Here is a 25,426-nt window from a genome sequence, read left to right on the forward strand (position 1 = left end):
ATTTATTATTTAAGTTCAAATTTTCTACCCATAGCTTTTTCCTCTGTAGGGAAATCATTAGGGATAGGTAAGGTAACTTTTCCTGTGGCAACCCACTCAACCCCTCTTTTAAATGTTGTTATAAAACCTACCCCCTCAAAAGAATAATCATCGTGCCCTAAAGTTGTATGAAATACGTGTCCCTTTCCGTAATCTAAAACCATTAATATAGGTTCGTTTCTATCAGATTTAACTGAAGGATCTTTCCCTGTTGCAAGAATTGTCATATTTTCTGCCGGGCCACGTAATTTTGCATAACACTCATCTTTTGATGTTAACCATACTTTTGGCATTCCTTTAGTAATTGGGTGTGGTTCTCTTAATGTTAAAGGAAACTCTACTTTTTGACCATGTGAGCCACATTTCCCTGGTGAATTATCAATCACCCTTTTACCATTTTCGGTATAATAAACATATGGGCCGTGCTTTTCACTTCTGTCCCAACCACCAAGTCCTGTCATTTTATTATATTCTTCCCAAGCTGGAAAACAATTATCTGCTGCATGAACCGAGACAAAACCACCTCCATTTTGAATATATTTTTCAAATGCTAATTCAGTTTCTTTTGGCCAATTAGCTGCTCTCCATCCAAAATTAGAAACTACAACTGCATATTTCTCAAAATCTGGTTTAAAATTAGGATCTGTTTTAGCTTTATCTACAGCCTCTTTTTCTCCAACACCTGCTAAAGGTAAAAATGCCGCTTCTCTTTTTGATTTCCAAATAAAATTAGAACGAGCAACATCAACAGTAAACATTCCCGTTTCTTCTAAATATTGTTTCATCATTATTGTTGATTTTGGCCAAACATCGTGGTTATTCTGACCATCAATAATTAAAACTTTTATTTTTTCTTTTACCGAAGTGGTGCTTTTCGAATTATTACAACCTAAAAAAGCTACTGACAAAAATAATATCACAGTAGCTCTATTTATTTTTTTTAATAAAAACATATTCATTTTAAAATTTTGTTACCGCAAGATAAAACACTTTAATTATACTTGCTACTTCAAAACTTAATATTTCTTAATTAGGAAAACTAATTTCCCCAATTATCTGTTCTAAAAGACGATGCTGGCAAACCTGCAGTGTTAAATAAAGAGCCGTTAATCCAAGCATCCCAACCGTAACGCACTGCAATAGGGTTTGGCACATTTTTACTCCATACTTCCAATTTACCTTTAGTTATTTTAGCCTCGGCTGTATGAAAAATTTTATTTGCTCCTGCAACTTGGAAACCAGACATTTCTTTTCCAAAATTCACAATGCCATTTGGGGCATAATCAAACTCAACAGTCACTTTATCCTTATTAACTTTTATAGATTTATAAACAGGCCCACTAAATTGAATATCTTTAAAACCATAATCCTTTGCCAAAGCCCATAACCCCAAACGTTCTCCTACTTTTTGTTTTTCAGCAGGATGGATACAAAATTCCTCTCCAATATCTAATGTAACGGCCATTCCAGTATTTGGTACGGTTAACATTGTTTTTAACTGTTTTTCACGTAAAAAGGCTTGATCAACACCACCCCAAGCTAATGGAGCAATTTGCACAAAATAAAATGGAAAATCTCCTTGATTCCAATTAGTTCTCCAACTATTTATCCTAGATGAAAATAACTTAGTATATGATTGATGATATGTTTTATTAGCCTCACCCTGATACCAAATAACTCCTTTAATTGTGTATGGTTCCAATGGATGAATCATAGCATTGTACAATTGTGAAGGCAATTTCTGAGGAATTGAAGTGTCTGTTTTCCAATGAGTAAACTCTTTTAATTCTGTTTCTAAAACTTCTTTTGGTGTCCAAGCTTCTGCTGGAGTTCCTCCCCAACTACTAGAAATCAATCCAATCGGCACACCTAATGTTTCTTGTAATAGTCTTCCATAAAAATAAGCTGTAGCACTAAAATTTTTAACTGTTGATGGTGTTGCCAAACTCCATTCACCTTTACAAGATTCTAAAGGTCTCAAAGCTGTTTCTTTTCCCACTTCAAAAAATCGAATTTGTGAATTTTCACTTTTCAAAATAGCTAAGTTACTACCATTTATTGGCTGTCCTTTATTTCCTTTTACGGGCATTTCCATATTAGATTGTCCAGAACATAACCAAACTTCACCAACTAAAATATTTTCAATAACAATTTCGTTTTGCCCTTTAATTATCAACCTAAACGGACCTCCTGCTTCCGATTTATCTAAAAATACCTTCCAATATCCATCTTTAACTTTAGCTGTATATAATTTTTCCTTAAAAACAATTTCAACTGTTTTTTCTGACACTGCCTTACCAAAAACTGCAATTGGCTGATTCCGTTGCAGTACCATATTATTTTGAAATAATGAATTTGGTGTTACCTGCGCTATTGCTAATTCAGCAATTAACATAGCTATTAAAAGATGACATACTCTCATAATGATAAATGAATTTTTATTTGTTATTAAACCAACTTAAAACTTCAGAAGTAATTTTGCTCGGCGCAATTTTATGACCGCCAGAGTGAGAAAAATGCTTTACTATACAGTTGTTTTTCAAAAGTGTTTTTGTATCAATATCTTTCCAATTATTTGCTCCCTTATCTTTTTCTCCATTAATTATAGCTACAAACATCCCTTCTTGATACTGTTTATCCCGATAGTCTTTTCCTCCTAACCAGCCTCCATATGCAACAATCCCTGCATACTTTTCAGGTCTCCGAGTTGCCAATCCATAAGCTCTCATAGCACCACCAGAAAAACCTGCTAAATAAATCCTATTGGAATCATGTGGGATATTCTTTAAAATATCATTCATAACTTCATCTTCCATTTTTTCCTCCAACGCAACATCTTTCATTCCATTTTTAAGTTTATCACATCCTACCAAAATCCAACCAAATTTCTCAGCACTTTCTTTCATTTGATTTAAAATTCCTGTTCCATTTCCTGCTGGACTAAAAGCAATAATTATTGGTGATAATTTTGATTTTGTATAAGTAGTTGGAGTATAAACATTGTAAATCATATTGGTTTCACCCAGCGCCTTTACTCTTGTTATTGAGCCTGGCTTTAATGACTTTAAGCCTTGAAATAACTTAACATCTAATTTCTTCTGAATTTCAAAAAATGAATTTGCGAAAGCAACTCCCAATCGTTTTTGACCTTCAGTATTATAATGAACATTATCTGAATGTTTTGGAAAATCTACCCAAGAAGTATCCGTTGAAGTTTTTATAAGTGCTGCATAATAATCCTGATAAACAGCATTAGCCATACCTTTTCTCACTATTTCAGCACCGCCTTCAATCCCATATCTCGAATTTATTTGGCCAACAACAAAAGGCAATTCAGGAACATTAAATTCTGTTCTATAAGCCTTTATTAAACTCTTTAAATTATTACGATAACTTTTTGCAGAAGCTTCTAATAGTGCATCATTTTCACCTTGCATCCAAGCCAAACCAAAAATCTTATATTCCTTATGATTTGAGTTTAAACTATCAATATTATTACAAATATCTTCTACATGTAAGCTATAAAGTTTCAGATTTTGTTTTTTGTCCCCTTTTTCAATCTCTTTTGCTTTTTCAGCTGACCATTTCGGATTCCAGGCGCCATATAAAGCAGTTCCTCCCTGGGATCTTTTTATCAACAAATATTCATTTGAAGGATTCTTTTCGGCTAAGGTTAAACCTAATAATAGTTCTGGCCCAAAGCGTTTTGTAAAATTATATTTTTCTGATGGTTTATTGCTATAAAACGATAAAGGCTTTGCTGGAGCTCCGTTAAAACTTAACGAAACTCTATTAGAAACTTTTTCAATCCTTTTAACAAGTCTTTCATCTAATTTATCATAATTTCCTGCTCCAGCCATATTTGATTGACCCGCCAATAAAACTATTTGAACTTTTGAATTTAAATGAATTGCTTTTTGAAGTTTTGATTTACATCCAACCAAAAACAAGACAACAATTAAAACTATAAACTTTGTGATTTTCATTATTTAAGTTTTGGCTTAAATCCTTTATTCTTTTTAAGTTTTAAATTTTTTCTTGAAGCTTTATCTGCTTTTAAAACATTTGAACAAGTTCCGTTGTATGTATTTTTACTTATTTCAACATTATCACAATTTTCTAAATCAAACATAAAAGCATTAGGATATTGCTGTTTTTCAGTTGTTGTTTGTTTAATTTTATTTCCTCTTATAATTAAACCGTCAACTCTATCTGCCCAAATAATTCTATTATCAAACGTTTCAATTGTATTGTTCTCAAATAGAATATTACGATCATATGTTGCAGTTTGGTTGAATGTCTTTCCCAAACGAGGTGACACTTTTAAAACGGCGTGTTCTGCTCCTCCATAAGCACAATGTACAAAGCGATTATTTCGAATTATTACATCTTCAACATTTCCAGATTCAAACCAATAAAATGTTTCTCCACGTAACATTATTGATGACATCATTGATGATAAATCATTATTTTCAATAATAATTTTCTTTGGTGTTTTTATAATAATATTTCTAGCTCTGTGATCACGAATAGTATTTCCACGCATTGTAAATACAGGGTTCCAAGTTTTATTTTCTAAAATATCTCCCGGTTTTAAATCTGTTGGCACATTCTTTTTAAATGTAATATCTGAATAATAATCATTTATAACTTTTACTGATTTTACAGTGTTTACTCCATCTCTTTTAGGGTTTGGATTTTTAATAAACCAAATTTCATCTCCTTTTCCTGCAAATTGGAAACCCATTTGTTGATCGTGTTTTAAAGCAACACGCACTGTATTTGCATTTAATACCTTTTCTACTTCAACATAAGTTCCGTGTACATTTGTACCATCGTCATACATCCCTTCTAACCTACAATTTTCTATTAAAATATTCCCTTTACAATTTGCAAAATGAGTAGCATCGGCAATAATAGAAATAACTCTATCTGAACCTTCACGAATATAAATACCACTATTTAAAATCTTAATATCTTCAGAACGTTCAAACAAAAACCCCATTCCTAATGCATGATGAATAACTACCTTATCAAATATAATATTTTTAGAATTTCTAACTAAAAAAGCAGGTGCATAACGATTATTCTTTTTATCTCCTTTAGATTGTAAAACAGAACCAACTCTTGGAAATTTTTTCATGTTCTCATCATAAAAACGTAAATTTCCATTCTTTAATTTCTCTACATAATTTGGACGTAAAGACATATCAAATGCGCCGTAATCAACTGCTTTTGTTTCTTTATTATGTGATAACGTACTTCCTAAAGATTCAAAATCGAAATGATTGATTCCTGGAAATAAAATACGTCCTTTAGATAATTTCCAAGAAAAACCGTCAGTATATGGTTTTAAATCGTAATAACCTTCAGCCTTATTTACAGCAATTACATCTCCTTGAAAACTGAATGGGATATCCCAATCTATAGTTAAATTTTTAACTGATATTTTTTTACATCCCTCAAACACCATTGGCGCCGCCTGACCTCTAAAAATAAATTCAGCTCCATTTCCCTCTATTTCAACAGAATTAAAACCTTCAAAATTGAAAATAATTTTTTTAAACCCATTTCCATGATTTGTTATATATAAATATTTTCCTATAGCATAATCTGTATGAAATATATAGTTTTCCTTTTCGAAAATAAGTTTAATATCTTTATCTTTTGCGTTCTCAATTGCATTTCGAACCGTTAAAGTCATATCTCCAGGTACGTGATTTATGCGAATAATTTCAGTAGCAAAAGTTTGAAAAGAAATGCTTAAAAAAAGTATTGAAATTATAGTAATAAGTTTATTTTTCATTTTAAAAATTTTAATTTATATTTTTTATAAGTTTACACCTGTTCCTTGCATAGAGGAATCGTGGCTCCACATAATTTGCCAAGGATCACGCGTTTTAATTTGAAAATCTTTTAATTTAATTTTCATTGTTTCTAACTTTTCTCCAAATTCTTTTTGATTTGCCAAATTATTTAATTCATTTGGATCTTTAGCTAAATCATACAATTCAAATTCTGGTCTAAATAAATAATCATCCACTTTTTTAGGTCCATAATATTCATTGTTATTTCTATAAATACTTTGCCAAGTTGAAGACGCCCATAAATCTGATGCAAATGGATATTCTAAACGCCAAGCAATGTTCCAAATTAATTTGTAATTATCTTTTCTTACAACTCGCATTGGGTAATACATAGTAATTTCGTGAAAAGTATGTGAAGCATAAATTTCATTCCACCCTTTAGGATTTTGTTCAGGAATAATAGTTTTAAAAGATTTACCATGAAAATCTTTTGGTTCATAATTAACCTTTGCCATATCTAAAATAGTTGGCGTTAAATCAACCCAAGAAATCATAGCATTATTTACGTTCCCTTTTGCTGAATTTGTAGGATCTTTTATGATACAAGGTAGTTTTATACCTGGTTCATTAACGGTAGTTTTTGCTCCTGGAAACGCCATTCCATTATCTGAAATATACATCACAATAGTGTTATCCGCTTTTCCTGTTTCCTGTAACATTTTCATTAGCTTCCCAAAACCTTGATCAATTCTTGAAATACTTTGATAATATTGTGCAATTTCCTCTCTACTTTGTTTGGTGTCTGGCAAAAAACTTGGCACCAACACATCTTTAGGGTCATATACTACAGTTTCAACTCCTTCATACCCTTCAACTTTGTTTCCAAAGCTATTTGGTAAGTCCCATTTTTCTGGAGTAAAAGGATGCCCTCTATGAGGATCATCTGTACAGAAATATAAAAAGAATGGTTTGTCTGAATTTAAAACATTTCCACATTTTCCAGCCATTTCAACCGTATTTCTAGGATCTGCTTTTAAAACTGTATTAAAATGATAAACCGATTCTGGAGCAACGTGATATTTACCAATTCTTGCAGTTTCATAGCCGTCTGCTTCTAACAAAACAGGTAATGATTTTACATTATCAAACGTACTAAAATGATGATAATCATGCACGTGACCATAAGAACCTGTGGCGTGTCCAAATTTTCCTGAAAGAATTACGGACCTACTTGCTGCACAACTGGCACTAGTACAATATGCATTTGTAAATAATGTACCTTCAGCTGCAAGCTCATCAAGATTTGGGGTCTTTATAATATTATTACCATAACATCCTAAAGCATCAGTACCGTGATCATCTGCCACAAAAAGAATTATGTTTGGTTTATCTTGTTTTAGATTTTCTTCTTTTGGAGCAGATTTTTCCGCACAACTGGTGAGTAATAGTACTGCAACAACAAATAAAGTTTGTATTATTTTTAACATTTTTATATTTATTTTCATTATTAATTTATCTATATTTCTATTCAAAATTAAATAAACCTTTGGCTAAATATTATTTAATTAGAATTTTTTTAGTGAAAAAATTACGACCTACAAACACTTGCACAAAGTACACCCCTTTTGATAGGTTAGAAACATCAATATTACCTTCAAATTCACCTAGTTTATCTATTTTATTCAGCATAATACCGCCTGAAGCATTAAAAACTATAACTGCTTCTAAAGGTCTTAAAGATTTAATTCTTAAAACTTCAGAAGTTGGATTTGGAAACAATTCGAAAAATCCTTCTTCAACCGAATCACCTATACCCAGTGTTGAGCAATTTAAATTAACATATTCTTCAGGAATAACTGGCTCTTGATAATCAAAACCATTTGCAACTATAGGCGCTTCAATAACCACCGTTTGTATTCCATTGGTACAAGCATAATCTGTTTCTGCTAAAACAGCCGCAACAGATTCACCTATATACACTCTTTTTTCTCCAGCCTCAAGATACGAAGCCTCCGTAGTTGAACCTGTAATTTCTGGTGGGTAATATTTATAATGTTTAGTTTTTAATTCAGCTATAACTCCATAAGTAGCCGTAACATCTTTTATACGCACACTTTCAAAAGTTCCATCTGTTAAACCAATTGTTTGGTCATAATCATTAGAAATAAATCCACCTTCAACTCTAACAGCAAAACCACTACTTACCATAGTTACACCTTCAACATCTACTGTACCATTGTGTATAGCGTGTGGCGAAATCATTACAGCGCTATTTCCATTAGTATTAGAAATATTTCGAGCCACAATTTCATCTAAACCTCCAACTCTTGGCTCCCCAACAACTTGTAAATCATTTAAGGCTGTAGCTCCTGTTTCTAAACGTAAAGTTGCTCCTCCTGTACCAGATAAATTTTTAAATAATATATTTTTAGCAGATTGTGTTTGAACAGTTCCATATCCATAATGAGCATTATTTATATTAAAGTCTTTTACAATACCATTTGTAGGAAAAGCATAAACATTATTGTAAAAATCACCGCCCATTGTGACTGATGAAAATTTAGTATAACTATCTTCAACATTAAAATTTGCCACTAAAAAATTGGTAACCTTAATACAATTTACAACAGCAACATTTGGATTAATATTGTGTGTTAAATCTACTTGAAATTTTAATCCACTAGGATTAATAATACTAACATTTTCAATAGGGTTTGTATTTGAACCCAACTTAAAAATCGCATAATTTTTAAGCTTCCCACTTGCTGGAATTTCATAAAAAGGACGAATTACGGCATTCTCATTAATTTCTATATGAACATTAGATTTTAGATTTACATTACCAAAAGAATAATTACCTGCTGGTATAGTTAAAACTCCTCCTCCATTGGTTTCAATTTCATCAATATCATCCTGTAAATCATCACTATCATCTGTCGCAAAATTATTATCTGATACAAGAGTTAAATTATAATCTGCATTTCCCACGACTGTATAAAAATTAGCCTCATTATCTATTTGTGCAGAAATACTTAAAGTAAACAATGTAAATACTAAAATACTAAACTTATTCATTTTTATAATTTCTCTTTTAACTCAACATCAATAAATCTAAAACCTCCTAAAGGAATATTTATAGTAGTTGATGCATTTGTTTGTTGAAATTCTTCGCCACTTAAAACATCTTTTATTTTAATAGGTTTTATTGTATTGAATTTAACAAATGCCTTACTCTTTTTAGGATTTACATAACCATTATCAATAATTGTTAATCGTAAATTTTTTGGTGAGGTTTGCGCAACAACCCAAGCAACATCACCTGAAACCGTAATTGGTAATTTTTTTGCTGATTCCTTAATATCTTTTTCAACTACTTTATAATATTCATCGGCTTTAAATGTTTGTTTTCCATCTGCTGAAAAATAATTACGACCATCGGTAATATATTCTTTCGCTATATCTTTATATAATGGATGTAAATGATTTACTAATTTTCCTCTTGGAACATCATTTTTAGCAAATACACCATTTTGAGGTGGTGTAATTAAAACCAATCCGTTTTGGTAAGGCGCTAAAAAGTTCAATCTTCTTTCTTTAACTCCCGCAGCATATCTCGAAAAATCCCATTCAGTAACTGGTGCACCAGGCCAAGTCCCATTTAATCTACTCATTACAAATGGATTGTTATTTTCAAATTCCTCATTATAAAAAACTGTCCATTTAACATTTGCACCATCATTTAAAAAGTGATGATCTGGATCTTTCATACCTAAATGAACCGGAGATATACTTACTATTTCATTACGTTTTGGAACGTATAAAGCTCCTTTAGCAATCAACTCCCAATAAACACTCATATATTCTTGATTAACAGGAAAATTATTAATGAATTGCGCTCCATTTGAAGTATGAAATATTAACATACGCAAAAAGTGATTTGGCAATCTTTGGTAACCTAATTGCCTTGATCTATCAAATGAAGTATTATCGGGCACCGATCTGGTTCCCCAACCATTTACTGCTCCACTAGTCCACATTCCCATACGACCTGCAAAACTTAATTCCATAGATTTATCCGTTGTTTCTTCCATTGAAGGCACAAAAACATCGGCAAATTGACCTGACATTAAACCTGACCAAGATTCTAGATAGTTTGAACCTAACCAAAACACATTTTTAGAACGTAGAAACACATTTGTATTTTTACCTTGCGCATATTTAGCTAACGGATACAATAAATCATTCACTAAAAAGTCTAAATTTTCTTTATGATGATCTTCAACCTCTGGATAAATTAATACTGTTTTTTTACCTTTTGCCTCATCAATAACTTTTTTAGTAGTGTTTAAGCTAAACATAAACGGGTCGTTTCCGTGTCCCGCCCAATAAGCAATTCCAGGCTCATTTTCATATTCTTTTGTAATAGTTTCAATAGCTTCGTTTTGCGTTAGAGTATATTTTTTTCTTCTATCTCTGGCTTTTCTGTATTTTTCATTTGCTAAAGATGATCGATCAAATTTCTCTACATTTCTTAAAAATATTGAGTTTAAAAAAATAGGATTTTTATACTTTCTATCTATTTCATTTTTTAATGCCAATTCACTATTTGGCACACTTTCTGTCATTAAATAAACAGGTTGTGAGTTATTTTGAGTTGATGGCTTTTTAAACTTTTTTAAATTTTCTCTAACTGAATTTGTATTGGAAATAATTTCAGCAATTTTACCTTTTGGCTTTAAATTTTCAAATTCCTTTTTCCAGTTTTTGTTATCCGTATTTATAATATGAATACAGCTTCCTCCACTTTGTGAACTAGCTAAAATTATACGACCTGTTATTTCATCTTTAACCATATCGTTATAAGAATAGGTACTCATTAATCGCTCAACTTCTTTTTGTGTTGAATTTGCAGTATACAAATGAATTTGACTTCCTGCTCTTGTTAAATAAGTGTTTTTACCATTTTGATTAATAATTGCATTATGCGCTATATCATATCCAAACTTTACTTTTGTAATTTGGTTAAAACTAAATTTATCTTGAGTTAAATTATATGTTGAAACCAACAAATCATTAGCGTGAGCAGAAGCCCCTAAAATTATTTCTTCATTACCATCATTATCAACATCTGCAACTTTAAAATCGCCCAAAGGTCTAATTCTAATTTTCTTTTTCAGTTCTTTTGTTGCTTCAATCTTTACTTTTTTAAATGGTAAATCTTCAAAAACATTGAAAAAGTACAATGTCCCAGGCACATTCATATGGTTATTTGTACCTAAAACAACCAAAACCTCGGTTCCATCAGATTTTTTAATAGATCTTATAAAATTAGACGTTGAAACATTACTTTCTGGCATTTCCTTTTTATACTTACTCCAAGGTTTTTCAATAGAAAATGTTTTAGATTTTATTTCCTTTATCATTTTTCCTTTTGAAGACAGATAATAAATACTTTTATCAAAACCTCCAGCTACCACATAGGTTTCTTTTCCTTTTGAAATTCCATAAACAGCATACATTGGAGCATCATTTTTTTTGAAACTCCACAAGGTTTTTCCATTAGAATCTAAACAATAAATAGTACCGTTAGCATTGGCTACTAAAATTTCATCCTTACCATTACCTGTAATATCTTTACACCAAATATCGTGATTCATAAAACCCGACAACTCATTCTTCCATAGAACTTCACCCTTATAATCTACGCCTAAAACTGTTCCTTCAAAACTTGAAGCAACTATATATGATTTTCCTTTATTTTGAGCTGCTCTTACTTTTAAAATTGTTAATCCTGTTTCTATGCTTACAATTGCTGGATCTCCTTTTATTTCACTATTAAAGCTAATTGTATTTGCATGAATTATTGATGTAAACAACACTAATATAACTGCGTAAAAATTTTTTCTCATATGTTAATTATTGAAGAGGTTTTTCTAATTCTATATCTATAAATTTGAACATTCCACAAGGAATATTTATGGTAATTTGTTTTGTTTTATTAGTTTCAAAATTCTCGCCATTTAAAATATCAACCACGTTTTTAGAATTAATTGTATTAAAGGTTACAACCGCCTTTCTATCATTTGGATTTAAATATCCGTTATCTACAATGGTTAATCTTAAATGTTTTGGTGACGTTTGCGCTACAACCCAAGCAACGTTACCTTTAACAGTTATAGGCAGCAATTTAGCACTTTCTTTAATACTTTTTTCAACCGTTTTATAATAAGAATTTGCCAAAAATTGTTGTTTACCGTCTTTTGAAAAATAATCTTTCCCATCGGTTAAAAACTCCTTCATTATATTTTTATAAATGGGATGTAAATGATCTGTAAGTTTGCCTCTTGGAGCAGCTTTATCTGCAAAAACCCCGTTTTGAGGAGGTGTAATTAATACCAATCCATTTTCATAGGAAGGCAAAAAATTCACTCTTCTATCTTTTACACCTGCTGCGTATTTTGAAAAATCCCAATCCGTAACTGGGGCACCAGGCCAAGAACCATTTAAATGACTAAACACAAAATGATTATTTTCTTCAAATTCCTGATTGTAAAAAGTAGTCCATTTTGTATTGCTACTTTCTTCTAAAAATTGTTCATTTGGAGGAAGCATACTTAAATGCACTGGTGAAAAACTAACTATTTCTTCACGCTTTGGAACATACAAAGCTCCCTTAGCAATTAACTCCCACAACATACTCATATATTCCTGATCTACTGGAAAATTGTGTAAATACTGAGCGCCTTGTGAAATTTGATATACCATTGTTCTTAAAAAATGGTTTGGTAACATTTGATGTGAATGTTGTCTTAACCTATCTAAACTAGGGTTGTCTCTTGCACAACGCGAACCCCAACTATCAGTAGCTCCACTTGTCCAAATTCCTAATCGAGAAGCTAAACTTAACTCCATAGATTTATCGGTTGTTTCTTCCATTGAAGGAACAAAAACACTAGAAAACTCACCAGACAATAATCGAGACCACATTGGTAAATATACATTCGCTTGCCAGAATGAATGTTTGGTACGTACATAAATTTGACCATTTTTATCACTCGCGTGTTTAGCTAACGGATAAAAATAATCTTCCATTACATAGGCAAAGTTGTCTGAATGATCTTCCAATTCAGGGAAAATCTGCACTGTTTTTTTACCGTTTGCACCATCCAATATTTTTTTATTTGTACTTAACTGGTACATATATGGATCATTTCCATGACCACCCCAATAAGATATTCCTGGAGCGTTCTCATATTTTGGAAGTACTTTTTCAAGTATTTCATCCTGACTTAAAATATATTTCATTCTACCATCTCTTCGCTCTCTATAACGTTGGTTTAAAATACCTGAACGATCCCATTTTTCTTTATCTGAATTTGCTCCATTTAAAAATACTGGGCTCGAATAATTGGTTTTAATATCTTCAACCAAATCTTTAACAGTACTTGGAATAGATTCAGACATTAAATATACTGGCAAAGGAGTTCGCTCTCTTTTTGGAGCTTTAAAAATTTTTAAACTCTCTCTAAGAGATACAGAGTTCTTTAAAATCTTAGCTATTTTTCCTTTAGGATTAAAATTCTCATAAGCTGTTTTCCAATGCTTATTCTCAGTATTAATTATAGAAATACAACTACCTCCACTCTGAGCACTTGCTAGTATAATATTACCAGTTTTAGTATCCTTCCACATATCATTAAAAGAATATTTATTTACTAAAACCTGGGTCTTGTTTATACTAAAATCTAATGGTACCAATAAAATTCTAGCACCAAATAAAACAAAATATTTAGGCACTCCATTATCAGAAATTAATTCTGGTTGAGCAATGCGATACCCAAATTTATCAATTCCATTTTTTATAGCATTAATATGATATTGACTTTGAATATCACTATTTATATCAACTTTTAATAAACTAGCAGTTTGAATCATTCCTGTACTTCCTACAATAAGCTCTTCATTCCCATCACCGTCTGAATCTACGCTACGTAACTCTCCTAAAGGCCTTACCCCTTCTAAGATAATAGTTTTATAAGGCTTCTCTTCTAACGGATTGAATAGATAAACAGAACCTCTAGCTTGAATTGCCATTGTATGAATAACACCATGCACAGCCAACACTTCTTTTCCATCTGCTTTTTTTACTTTTCTAATAAAATTAGCAATATGACACGTACTATCTGGAATAGCTTTTGGATAAGGTTGCCAAGGATTTTCGACTGAATAATTATATGAAGAAATTTCTTTAACTAACTTTCCTTCTGAAGACAAATAATAGATGCTTTTATCATAACCTCCACAAACTACATAGTTTTTATCATCTTTTTTTATGGTACAAACAGAATACATTGGAGCATTATTCTGCTTGAATTCCCATAATAATTCACCTTTATTATTTAAACAATATAACGTTCCGTTTGCATTTGCAACTAAAATTTCATCAATACCGTTACCCGTAATATCTTCACACCATAAATCGTGGTTCATAAAACCTGATAGCTCATTTTTCCAAAATACTTTTCCACTATAAGAAACTCCTATAATTGTTCCTTCGTAGCTAGATGCAACTATATATGAAGTAGCCTTATTTTGGGCTGTTCTAATTTTTGAAATTGTATAACCTGTATCAAAACTCAAAAACCCATTATTAGAAACAGACTTTGCGTTTTGAGCATTTAAATTAGCTTGAAACAAATTTGTAATTAATAGAAATAAAACTATTAAAAATTGTGATATTTTATTCAACTTCATTTTATATCTTCTTTATAATTAACCTCTTTTAAAGAATTAATTTCAACATGAAAATCAGCTCTTAAATTTTTATTATAATTTAAGATTGAAACTTCAGTATAAAAATAGACTTCTTCATATAGATGTTAAAATAACAACTACTAGTAAAATGTTTTGTATCTGTTAATCTTTTTAATGTATGTATGGGTATAAAAAAAGGAAGCGCAAACTTCCTTTTTATAACATATTAATCAAACAAAATAACATGAATCTTTAACTGTATTAAATACATATTCTAAAACTTAAAAACATCTTATTTTTACAAAGTTTAAAAGTATAACAATCTCTAAATGAATGTGTACCCCTTAATACATATTTTGTACCTATGCGTAAAAAAGACCACCTAATTAAAATAGACAGCCTTTTTTTGTATTCTTAATAAAAAAAATAAATTCTTATTTTATTTGTATTTTCTTACTATAAAACCTTCCTTCAGATTGTACTTTTACAATGTACAATCCACTAGACAATTCTTCAACTGGCATTCTATAGCTTTTATTTGCATTTTTAATGTTCTTTACTTCAACACCCTTTAGATTATAAACGCCAATTTCACTTCCGTAAGGACAGTCTATACTTAATTCAGCACTAGCTGGATTTGGGTAAATATTTACACCTTCTAATTGTTGATAATCTTCAACACCTAATGTAGCTGCATAAACAATTTCTCCTGTAGTCCTTTGCGCTAATGCTCCTGGAGCACCATCATGAGTAATATAACTTAATTGTGTTGGAGTAAGTGTTGTGGTAAATTTTAGCACATCTTCCTTGAAACCTACAATATTAAGTTTTACCAAAGTATATGCTCCTTCAGTAGTTATATCCCCTGCAGTTACGTTTAAAACTGTATTCTTAATATTTAAGGTTAAGGTATTATTATCTTGTTTAAAATTAAAACCTTTAATATTATCTTGGTTTGCATTAATATTTATTGTTAAGTCGCTACCATCTTCATCTGCTGTTGCTGTGATTTGGCCTTCAATTGAATTCGCTCCATTTATGGTTACTGAACCTCCGTTGTTTCTTAATAATAATTCTGTATTAACATCTCTAAATAAATTTATAGAGTTAATTAACACATCATAAATACTTCCAGATGAAACGTCCCCTGAATGATTAGTTAAATCAGATCCACTTCCAAATACTATATTAGAATTAGTTTGTTTATGAATAAAAATGTTTCCAGCTCCTTCAATTATACCATTAAATTCCATCACATTATTAGATTCATTGTCAATTCTTAATGTTTTATTTATTATTGTTAAGGTTTTATTGGCTGAAAAAATAATTTTATTATTGATATGACCAGCTGTTGTTTCTATAACTGCAGTAGTATTACCAGAAGGATTTGTATCAATTTCTAGATCACAATTAAAATTTAAAACTGCATTTTGTTGATTTAAAATAACATATTCTTGATCCAAACATTTTAATGTTAAAGTAGTACCCATCACACCTGTTATTGAATGATCACCACCAACACCCAAAACTATACCTGAAGCTACGCCTGGAACATTTAGAATTGGACTTGCCTCAAGAGTTACCAAATCGTTTGCATCCGGAATTCCTGCAGACCAATTACCTGGTGTATCCCAATTACTATTACTAATATCTGCATTTGTAAATGTCGTTTGCGCATTTAAGTGAATATGCAACCCTACAACTATAAAAAGCAATAAAAAAAAATTACGTAATTTTATATCCATATTATGTATAATTAAAAAAACGGGGACATTTTATTAATGTGGGAACTTTACAAAAATAGAAAAATTTGTAAAGCAACAAGCCATAATCTCTCTATATATACCTGAAAACACTTAAGTTACTAAATACTATCTTATTATAATTTTTCTTTTAAATGAATTCTCATTATTAATAATATTCACGGTATACAATCCTTTAGATAAATTGCTAGTATCAATAATTACAAAACCATTTGATTTTTCTATTCTCTTAACTAAAGAGCCTAAACTATTGTGCATTAAAACAGTACTATTTATTGGCGTTTTTATATAAAGAAGACTTGAAACTGGATTTGGATACACTAAAATGTCATTTAACATATCCACATTTTTCGCAAAAACACCTTCACAATTAATGGTTGTTGATACCTCTAATAAATCACCAGGAAGAACGTTAATTTCAAAATTATAAAACTGTGTTTCTAAAACAGTTTCACCATTAATTTTCACATTAAAAGGCGGTGTCCCCTTTTCTATCTGAACACTTGCTTTATTAGCTTTTATTGAGGCCTTTCCAGAAATTGTATTTCCTTCTTCAATTTTTACATTAAAACATCTTTCAAAGTTTTTTTCGGCTAAAAAGATACAAAGTACGTATTCACCTGGATTTATATTTTCGAGAATGGTTTTATCAGAAAAAGTACTTTTATGAATACCATTTAATGTAATTGCATAGTTTTCTGTTGAACCTGCATCAATTTCAATGGTACCATTATTTTTATCTGCACAAGTTTCTCCTGTTGTTTGTATGGTGAATTTATCATCAAAAACTTCATTAGCCTTCAATACTATAGCTATATCATCTATATAAAAATTTCCTTCTCCAACTCCAAAAATTGTATCCTCTATTAATTGAATTATTAATAATCCTCCTTCAACTGAATTATCAATAGAAAATTCGTTTGTTAAAGTAACCCATTTACCGATTTCAATATCTTCAAATTCCCAAACTAAAGATTTCCCAATAGGCTTTATAGTTGTTTTTATTCCTTCAATATAAGCATTAGGTTCAACCCAAACTTTTAAAGACATTTGGTAAGATCCTTCTTGCAAATTAAGTTTCGCATCTTCTACTGATTCGCCTCCAATAATTTTATAGGTAATCTGATTGTATTTTTGAGAATACAACTGAGCTGAAATTAACAGAAACCCTACAAAGAAAGTAAAAAAACTAAGTTGTTGTTTTTTAAAATTCATTTTCAATATTATTAATTGTATTGTCTTTTTTTATCATTTAGTTGTTGTACCAATTTATACTTCGGCTTTGCTCCGCAACCTGGAACTAATAGAAGTAGAAGTGTGTCTTTTTTAATAATAATGTGCACTTTTAAGTATCTGTAACATGGACTTCTTAACCCTTGTTAAGAATCACAAACCTTTTATATTTATAATATTTAGCACACATTTATTTTTTATAAATCTAAAACGGGCTTGTTAATTCTATATCTATAAAGCGAAACATTCCGCAAGGTATTTCAACATTTAACATAGAATTTGATGTTTTAAACTCTTTTCCATCCAAAACATCCACTATTTTTTTAGGAACTATATTATTAAAACTTACAAATGCAATTCTATCATCTGGATTTAAATATCCGTTATCTATTATGGTTAATCTCAAATGCGTTGGTGAAGTTTGCGCCACCACCCAAGAAACATCACCAGAAACTGTTATTGGCAATTTAGAGGAGCTGTTTTCAATATCCGATTTTATTGTTTTATAATATGTATCTGCGTTGTATTGAGTTCCACCAGAAGAAGCCGAGAAATAATATTTCCCATCCGTAAAATATTCCTTCATTTTATCCGCATAAAACGGATGCAAGTGATCAGTTAACTTTCCTCTAGGTGATTCTTTTCCTATTACTTCACTTGGAGGTGTAATTAAGACCAATCCGTTTTTATATGTTGGCAAAAAATGTTGTCTTCTATCTTTTGCTCCTGAAGCATATTTAGAGAAATCCCATTCCGTTACAGGAGAACCAGGCCAAGTTCCATTCATTCTACTAAAAACTCTTGGTGTATTTAACTCAAAATTTTCATCATAATAAGATGTCCATTTTACACCGCTTCCATCCAACGCATAATCTGCATCTGGCTCCAACATACTTAAATGAACTGGTGAAATACTTAATATTTCATCTCGTTGTGGAACATACAACGCTCCCTTTGCAATCAGTTCCCACAATAAACTCATATACCCTTGATCTACAGCAAAATTATTAATATATGTAGCTCCAGAAGCAATATTATAAACCATTTGACGTAAAAAATGATTTGGTAATTTCTGATTTGAAAACTGTCTCAATCTATCAAAACTTGGATTGTCTGGAACACTTCTTGCTCCCCAATTATTAACCGAACCACTTATCCAAACACCCATTCTCCCAGCAACACTAAAATCCATGGTTTTACCAGATGTTTCCTCCATTGAAGGCACAAAAACATCTGCATATTCTCCAGAAACTAATTTTGACCATAGCGGCATATGCACATGAGACTGCCAAAAAGTATGTTTTGTTCTAACATAAATTTTATTTTTACTTCCTTTTGAATATTCTGCTAAAGGATAAAAATGATCATTTAACACCCAAGCAAAATCATCGGAATAAGATTCTAGCTCAGGATAAATCATTATATTATATTTACCTTCAGTTTTAGCTACGTCAATTATTTTTTTAAGCGTAGGTGTATTAATCATATAAGGATCATTTCCGTGACCACCCCAATAGGATATACCTGGTTCATTTTTAAAAGTTGGTATTAATATATCTTGAACTTCTTGACTTGTTAGCTCATATTTTTTTCTTCCATCACGCTTATTTTTATAAACCTCATTTGCCAATCCACTTCTATCCCAATTTTCTACTTTGGGCATAAATGTCGATTTTAAAAATAACGGCGATGTATAATTCGTTTTTATATCATCTACAATTGATGCCACTTCTGAAGTAATGCTTTCTGTCATTAAAATAACTGGTTCTGAATTTTCCCAACTAGGCTTTTCAAAATTTTCTAAATTATTTCTAATTTTCTGAGTATTTTCTAATATCGAAGCAATTTTTCCAACTGGTTCAATATTTAAAAATGAGTTTTTCCATCCATCAATCTTTGTATTTAAAATATGAATAGCACTTCCACCAGATTGTGCACTTGCTAAAATTATTTTTTCAGAAGAATGATCAATCCACATATCATTAAATGCATAATTAGCAGTTAAAACCTCCGCATTATTAACATTTCTATCTGAGGAAATAATAACTGCACTTGTACCCATTAATACAAAATAATTATATGAATCACCCACTTTAAAAGCATCTGCCTGAGCAACTCTATAAGGCGTTTTATCCGTTTTTGGTCTTAATGTCTTCAGTTCAAATTTTATTTGCTCTTGATTGTTTGTATTAAACTCAACAAAACTAGCATCGTTTAAATGACTACTAGTTCCCATAAAAATTTCATCTACGCCATCATTATTGGTGTCAAAAACTCTTAATTCTCCTGTAGGTTTATTGTTTTTTAATTTAGTTGAACTACTTGGTAAATTTGCTAAAACATTAAACAAATACATACTCCCTTTAACCTGCATACTATTATTAGTCCCCAACACAGCGAGCATATCACTTCCATCTGCTTTTTTAACTTTCCTTAAAAAATTGATTGAATGTATATTATTAGCTGGTTTATGATCCCCAAAAGCAGTTTCTATGGAATATGTTGAAGAGGCAATAGTTTTAACCAAATCTCCAGTGGATGATAGGTAATAATAGTTTAAATCATACCCACCACAAACAACATAAGGTGTGTTATCTTTACGTACCACGCAAACTGCATTCATCGGAGCAATTGAAGGCTTAAATTCCCATAATTGTTCTCCTTTACTATTAAGGCAATATAAAGTTCCATCTGCATTTGCTGCAAAAATTTCATCTATATCATCGCCTGTAATATCTTCACACCATATATCATGATTCATAAATCCAGATAATTCATTTTCCCAAACAATTTTCCCATCAAAACGTACAGCCAATAAAGTACCTTCATAACTAGAAGCAACAATATAATTGTTCTTCTTACTTTTTGCTACGCGTACTTTTAAAATGGTTTTTTTGGTATCGAAACTTATTAATGGATTAACTTCAGTTAATGAAGAAAATTTTAAACTATAATCTCCTGAAGCTTTTTTTGAAGCATTGAATTCCCAATTTTTAGAGTTATCCGTTTTCCAACTTTCTGTTCCTTTTTCAAAACCAAAATAATCCTGATTTAGAAGATTTGTATTTTGAGCATCTACACTAAGCAAAGCAAATAAAAACACAAAAATTAATAATATTTTTACACGGAAACCCCCCATCTATAATACATTTTATTTAAAGCGTAAAATTATTACTAAAAGGTAAAACTTTGTAGCTACTAATGTATTTAATGTTTCTTAGGGTAAATTATTTAACTTCTGCTTCAATTAATCTTCAACATGTGAAGCATATTTCCCCGGAGAAATATTATAGGTTTCTTTAAATAATTTACTAAAATGAGTACGGCTTTTAAAGCCTGTCATTATATAAACTTCATTTACAGATAATTTCTTATAACGTAAAAATTCAGCTGCTTTTTTTAACCTAAATGCTTTCAGCAGTTCAAATGGAGTTTGATCTGTTAATGCCTTCACCTTTTTATAAAAATGAGTTCTATTAAGGTATAATTCTTTTGCAAAACTATTTAAATCTAACTCTTGATTATCCAAGTTTTTATCCATTAAATTATACAGCTTTTCTAAAAAACTTGCGTCTTTAGAGCTTTCTTTATTATTTTCAAAAGATAATGGTAATTCAATTTTAAACCTTTGTCTAAGTGTTTTTCTACTCTTTAAAAGCGCTTCTGTTTTAGTAACTAAATACTGTATATTAAATGGTTTCTTTATATAGGAATCTGCACCATATTTTAACCCAAATAACTCATCTTCAATTGATGTACTTGCTGTTAATAGAATTACTGGAATATGACTTGTTTTAATATCTGATTTAATTTGTTTACATAGATCAAACCCATTTAATTCTGGCATTAAAACATCACTAATTATAATATCTGGCCACTCATTTTCTAAAGCATTTAAACATTCTTTTCCATTTTCAAAAGATTTTACTTCAAAAAAGTTAGATAGAATACTACAAACAAAATTTCTCATTTCGTAATTATCTTCTGCAAAGAAAATTTTAGCATTTAAAAATTCTTTATCCACATCCAGACCGGAAATATTTACATCATTATCAAACTCTTTTTCAATATTAGGTGTATATGTTTTTTCTGCAGTTAATATTTTTAATTCAGCCTCATCTTCATCTTCAAGAATTAAATTTTTTACTATTGGTAAGACAACAGTAAACTCACTTCCTTCATTTAATTTACTAGTTGCATTTATATATCCATAATGCATATCTACCAATCTTTTAGAAAACGCCAATCCAATTCCAGATCCGCCGGTATATGCACTATGTTTTTTTTGAGATTGATAAAATCTCTCAAAAATATGCTCTAAATCATCTGTATCTATACCTCTACCTGTATCTTTAATATGAATTATTAAATTATTATTATTTCGCTCAAAATGAAGCAGAATTTTATCACCTGCCTTTGTATATTTAAAAGCATTGTTCAATAAATTATTAATTATTTTCTCTAATTTATCTTTATCTGCAGATACAAATATTTTTGATTTTCCTTTTACTACTTCAAATTCTTTTTTATCAATTTCAGCCATAAACTTAAAATCTGAAGTAAGTTCCTCAATAAAATTATTGAAATTAAAACTTGAAAAATGCATTTTTAATAAATTGGCATCTGCTCGTTGAAAATCATGAACTTGATCAACCAATTGCGATATTTTCTTAGCCTGTCTTTGAACAATTGATAGTTTTGAGCTTACATCACTATTACTTTTAAACCTATCTACTAGTATTGAAATAGGACCAGAAATTAAAGTTAATGGCGTTTTAATTTCATGAGAAATATTTGAAAAAAATCGAAGTTTTGCTTTATTCAAATCCTTTACCGTATCAATTTCTAATTGTTCAATTTCAACCCTATGATTTAAAGTTTGAATTTTTAAAATAACATATACTGCAATGAAAATTAATAAGGCTAATAATGAAAAATATAAAAAGTATGCCAACCCTGTTTTCCAGAATGGAGGAGCAATAGTTATTTTAAGTTTTTTAGGTGGTGTCCAGTTTCCTGCAGCATCTGAAGCCATAACGTTTAGCTCATATTTTCCAGCTGGCAAACCATTATAATGAACTGTATTTTGATTAGAAGGAACCTCAATCCATTCTTCATTTATTGGCTCTAACCTATATTTTAAATTGTGATTTTTTGGGTTTGAAAAATGAAGGGAAATCAAATCTACCGAGAATACATTTTCATTATGTTTCAATTCAATATTATCAATTTCAGCTAAACTTGTATTTAAAAGCACCCTATTGTTTACAGTATCTCCAGGTGAAATTACATTATTAAACAATTTAAATGCTCCAAACTCTAACCTAGGTAAAGCTTCTTTGTTTGAAATTTCTCCTGGTTGAAAATAACAAAACCCATCTAGACCAGAAAAAACCATTGATTTTTTTCCAACTGAATTTGCCGCATATGAAAAATCTTCAAAAGGCAATCCATCTTCTTTTGTAAACCTTCTTATACTAAAATCTTTAATATTTACTAAATTTAAACCAATATTAGTAGCTACCCATAAATTATTCTCTTGATCGTATAGTATATTTTTTACAGTGTTATTTGATAAACCATTTTTTTCTGTTAACGGCATAAACTCTGGTTCTGTTTCGCCATTTAAAACTTTACAAATTCCACCTCCTTCAGTTCCTAACCATAATTCTTTATTTGGTAGTCTAATAATTGAGGTTACGAAGTTACTTGACAATGATTTTTTATTATTTATATCATTTACATATTGTTTAACTTCTATATTCTCAAATTTAGTATTTCCATCACCAATATCCATCCTATACAAGCCGTCAGAATCATCTCCAATCCAAATAAAATCATATAAAGGATCTGCATAAACATATCTTACAAGAGACAATTTATTAGTTTTAAAAAACGGATGCTTTTCATTAAAAGATTCAATTTTCTGAACATCTCCTTTTTTATTTAAAGATATTCTATGAATATCAGATATGCTACCGGTCCATATATTTCCATATTTATCTTGGGCAATAGTTCTTGGTTGAATATCACTAAATTTTTCAGGAAAATTATCGGTAATCTTTTCTATTTTATTACTTTCATGCTTTATTCTACACAAACCAAACCCAGAAATTTTAACCCATAAATTTTTCCTTGAATCAACAAAAGCATTATTTACGTTTTTATTATGTTCTTTTGGTATTTTAAAATCTAGAGGCTCAAACTTATTTTTTGAAATATTAAATAATCCAATTCCTCCATGACTTGCCGTTACATAGAATCGATTCTTATCTATTGGTGATATACTTAAAACATTATTAGACTGTATGGCATCACTATACCCCATACTTGTATTATAACTCTTAAATCCACTCTCTTCAACATCAAATTGAAAAACACCCTTATTAAAAGTGGTTACCCAACAACCACTATTTGTTCTAGAATTTATTGAACTTATTCTTGTTAACCCCGATTTTAATATGAACCTAGATTTTTCATAATTTCTTCCATTAATAAAAGATTGAACATTATTTATTTTTATAACCCCTTCATCGTTGGTTCCTAGCCAAAGATTATTTAATTTATCAATAGAAGCACTTGTGAATTTAAATTCTTTTAAGTCAATATTTTTTAGTCTAAAAGTATCATCGCTTGGTTTATAAACAATTATTCCAATACCTTTTTCTAAAGTAACTAGAATTGTATTTTTATTTGCGCGAATTATATTATTGGTTGGAACTGTAACATCTAATTTATTGTGAAGAATTTTTTGAAATTTCTTAGTATTTATATTGAATAATTCTAATCCTCTTTGTGTAGAAAATAGATATTTTTCATTATCTAGTTTAATTCCATTATAAAACTTTCTCTTATTTGCCTTATCAGATGTTGTATAACTCTTAATAAAAGAATAATTTTCATCAAAAACCATTACCCCATTATCTTCTGTTGCACATAAAATTAATTCATTATGCTCATCAATAATTATTTTTCTAATTATTGGTCCATTTACACCCTTATTTAATAAATTATTTGAATATATATTTTTGAATTTCTCAGTTTTGTAATCGTAAATAGTAATTCCACGATCTGTACCAATCCATAAGTTACCTTTAGTATCCTCATTTATTGCTCTAACTCTATTACTAACCAGTATTTTTTCATCAATTGTATTTTTATAAGTCTTAAGAGTATAACCATCATATTTGTTTAACCCATCATATGTTCCAAACCACAAATAACCTTTTGAATCTTCTAAAATTGAAGTAACCCCATTATGAGCTAAACCTTCATAAATAGAAAGTTGATTTGAATACTTCAATTCTTTTTCTTGAGAAAACAAGCTAGAGACTGAAAACACTAGTATGAAAAATAACTTAAATGCTAATTTTAACATAAATAAACTTAACCTTAAAACAACATAATTTTGCTGAAATTGAATAAAATACTGAGAGAAACAAAAGTAATTAATTTAAAGTTAATATTTAGGGTCACTTATATTAAATATAGTGAAGAATACTAGGTCTTTAAAGCAATACATAATAATAGCTCTATTAAATTACCCATTAATAAAATAGAATCAAATTTAAATAAAATATGAAACTATTAAATTTAACTAAAAAAAAATAGGACCTTGAAAATTATTAAAAGAAATATTTATTTTTAATTAAATAATCTAGTATCTTTGACCCTAGTTGTGGGTTATTTTTCCCACAATCTTTTTCATAGCAATTTACCCACCTCTCAACGATGTGGGTTTTTTTATTTCAAAAAACAGTTTCAATTAATCTTCTGATTTATTTTATTCACATATGAATAGAAATATCTAAACTTAAAATATATTTAAAT

At 29.9% G+C, this 25,426-nt stretch carries 12 protein-coding genes; all 12 read right to left on the minus strand.

Features of this window, described 5'->3' with window-relative positions; genetic code table 11:
• Positions 1-5 precede the first annotated feature (5 nt).
• On the minus strand, positions 6-992 hold the full coding sequence (locus tag DAD81_RS13920) for a ThuA domain-containing protein (RefSeq protein ID WP_111709074.1): 987 nt from the start codon (positions 990-992) through the stop codon (positions 6-8).
• Positions 993-1,078: 86 nt separating this feature from the next.
• On the minus strand, positions 1,079-2,461 hold the full coding sequence (locus tag DAD81_RS13925) for a sialate O-acetylesterase (protein ID WP_111708889.1): 1,383 nt from the start codon (positions 2,459-2,461) through the stop codon (positions 1,079-1,081).
• Positions 2,462-2,477: 16 nt separating this feature from the next.
• Positions 2,478-4,025 (minus strand): sialate O-acetylesterase, encoded by a 1,548-nt coding sequence (locus DAD81_RS13930; RefSeq protein ID WP_111708890.1) that lies wholly within the window; start codon positions 4,023-4,025, stop codon positions 2,478-2,480.
• Positions 4,025-5,845 (minus strand): alpha-1,3-galactosidase-related protein, encoded by a 1,821-nt coding sequence (locus DAD81_RS13935; RefSeq protein ID WP_111708891.1) that lies wholly within the window; start codon positions 5,843-5,845, stop codon positions 4,025-4,027. Before DAD81_RS13935 ends, DAD81_RS13930 begins: the two co-directional genes overlap by 1 nt.
• 24 nt (positions 5,846-5,869) lie before the next feature.
• Positions 5,870-7,333, minus strand: a complete 1,464-nt coding sequence (locus DAD81_RS13940; protein WP_111709075.1) for a sulfatase family protein — start codon at positions 7,331-7,333, stop codon at positions 5,870-5,872.
• Between the two features lie 70 nt (positions 7,334-7,403).
• Positions 7,404-8,921 (minus strand): T9SS type A sorting domain-containing protein, encoded by a 1,518-nt coding sequence (locus DAD81_RS13945; RefSeq protein ID WP_111708892.1) that lies wholly within the window; start codon positions 8,919-8,921, stop codon positions 7,404-7,406.
• Positions 8,922-8,923: 2 nt separating this feature from the next.
• The gene (locus DAD81_RS13950) at positions 8,924-11,755 is read right to left on the minus strand and encodes a PQQ-binding-like beta-propeller repeat protein (RefSeq protein ID WP_111708893.1); all 2,832 of its coding nucleotides are present in this window, start codon (positions 11,753-11,755) and stop codon (positions 8,924-8,926) included.
• Between the two features lie 7 nt (positions 11,756-11,762).
• Positions 11,763-14,600: a PQQ-binding-like beta-propeller repeat protein gene (locus DAD81_RS13955; protein ID WP_111708894.1), complete on the minus strand. Its 2,838-nt coding sequence runs from the start codon at positions 14,598-14,600 to the stop codon at positions 11,763-11,765.
• Between the two features lie 434 nt (positions 14,601-15,034).
• Positions 15,035-16,345, minus strand: a complete 1,311-nt coding sequence (locus DAD81_RS13960; RefSeq protein WP_111708895.1) for a T9SS type A sorting domain-containing protein — start codon at positions 16,343-16,345, stop codon at positions 15,035-15,037.
• A 126-nt stretch (positions 16,346-16,471) separates the two neighbouring features.
• On the minus strand, positions 16,472-17,578 hold the full coding sequence (locus DAD81_RS13965; protein WP_111708896.1) for a T9SS type A sorting domain-containing protein: 1,107 nt from the start codon (positions 17,576-17,578) through the stop codon (positions 16,472-16,474).
• A 223-nt stretch (positions 17,579-17,801) separates the two neighbouring features.
• Positions 17,802-20,735 carry an outer membrane protein assembly factor BamB family protein gene (locus DAD81_RS13970; RefSeq protein WP_111708897.1) on the minus strand — a complete coding sequence of 978 codons (2,934 nt, stop codon included), beginning with the start codon at positions 20,733-20,735 and terminating at the stop codon, positions 17,802-17,804.
• A gap of 108 nt (positions 20,736-20,843) precedes the next feature.
• Positions 20,844-24,974, minus strand: a complete 4,131-nt coding sequence (locus DAD81_RS13975) for a hybrid sensor histidine kinase/response regulator transcription factor (protein ID WP_111708898.1) — start codon at positions 24,972-24,974, stop codon at positions 20,844-20,846.
• Between the last annotated feature and the right edge of the window lie 452 nt (positions 24,975-25,426).

It is taken from the genome of Lutibacter citreus, assembly GCF_003260195.1.
Taxonomy (GTDB): Bacteria; Bacteroidota; Bacteroidia; order Flavobacteriales; family Flavobacteriaceae; genus Lutibacter; species Lutibacter citreus.

Excerpts from the sequence above, each read along its gene's own strand:
- DAD81_RS13965 (WP_111708896.1), bottom strand. The coding sequence starts at position 17,578 with ATGAATTTTAAAAAACAACAACTTAGTTTTTTTACTTTCTTTGTAGGG.
- DAD81_RS13940 (WP_111709075.1), bottom strand. The coding sequence starts at position 7,333 with ATGTTAAAAATAATACAAACTTTATTTGTTGTTGCAGTACTATTACTC.
- DAD81_RS13945 (WP_111708892.1), bottom strand. The coding sequence starts at position 8,921 with ATGAATAAGTTTAGTATTTTAGTATTTACATTGTTTACTTTAAGTATT.
- DAD81_RS13975 (WP_111708898.1), bottom strand. The coding sequence starts at position 24,974 with ATGTTAAAATTAGCATTTAAGTTATTTTTCATACTAGTGTTTTCAGTC.
- DAD81_RS13955 (WP_111708894.1), bottom strand. The coding sequence starts at position 14,600 with ATGAAGTTGAATAAAATATCACAATTTTTAATAGTTTTATTTCTATTA.
- DAD81_RS13925 (WP_111708889.1), bottom strand. The coding sequence starts at position 2,461 with ATGAGAGTATGTCATCTTTTAATAGCTATGTTAATTGCTGAATTAGCA.
- DAD81_RS13950 (WP_111708893.1), bottom strand. The coding sequence starts at position 11,755 with ATGAGAAAAAATTTTTACGCAGTTATATTAGTGTTGTTTACATCAATA.
- DAD81_RS13970 (WP_111708897.1), bottom strand. The coding sequence starts at position 20,735 with ATGGGGGGTTTCCGTGTAAAAATATTATTAATTTTTGTGTTTTTATTT.
- DAD81_RS13960 (WP_111708895.1), bottom strand. The coding sequence starts at position 16,345 with ATGGATATAAAATTACGTAATTTTTTTTTATTGCTTTTTATAGTTGTA.
- DAD81_RS13935 (WP_111708891.1), bottom strand. The coding sequence starts at position 5,845 with ATGAAAAATAAACTTATTACTATAATTTCAATACTTTTTTTAAGCATT.
- DAD81_RS13920 (WP_111709074.1), bottom strand. The coding sequence starts at position 992 with ATGTTTTTATTAAAAAAAATAAATAGAGCTACTGTGATATTATTTTTG.
- DAD81_RS13930 (WP_111708890.1), bottom strand. The coding sequence starts at position 4,025 with ATGAAAATCACAAAGTTTATAGTTTTAATTGTTGTCTTGTTTTTGGTT.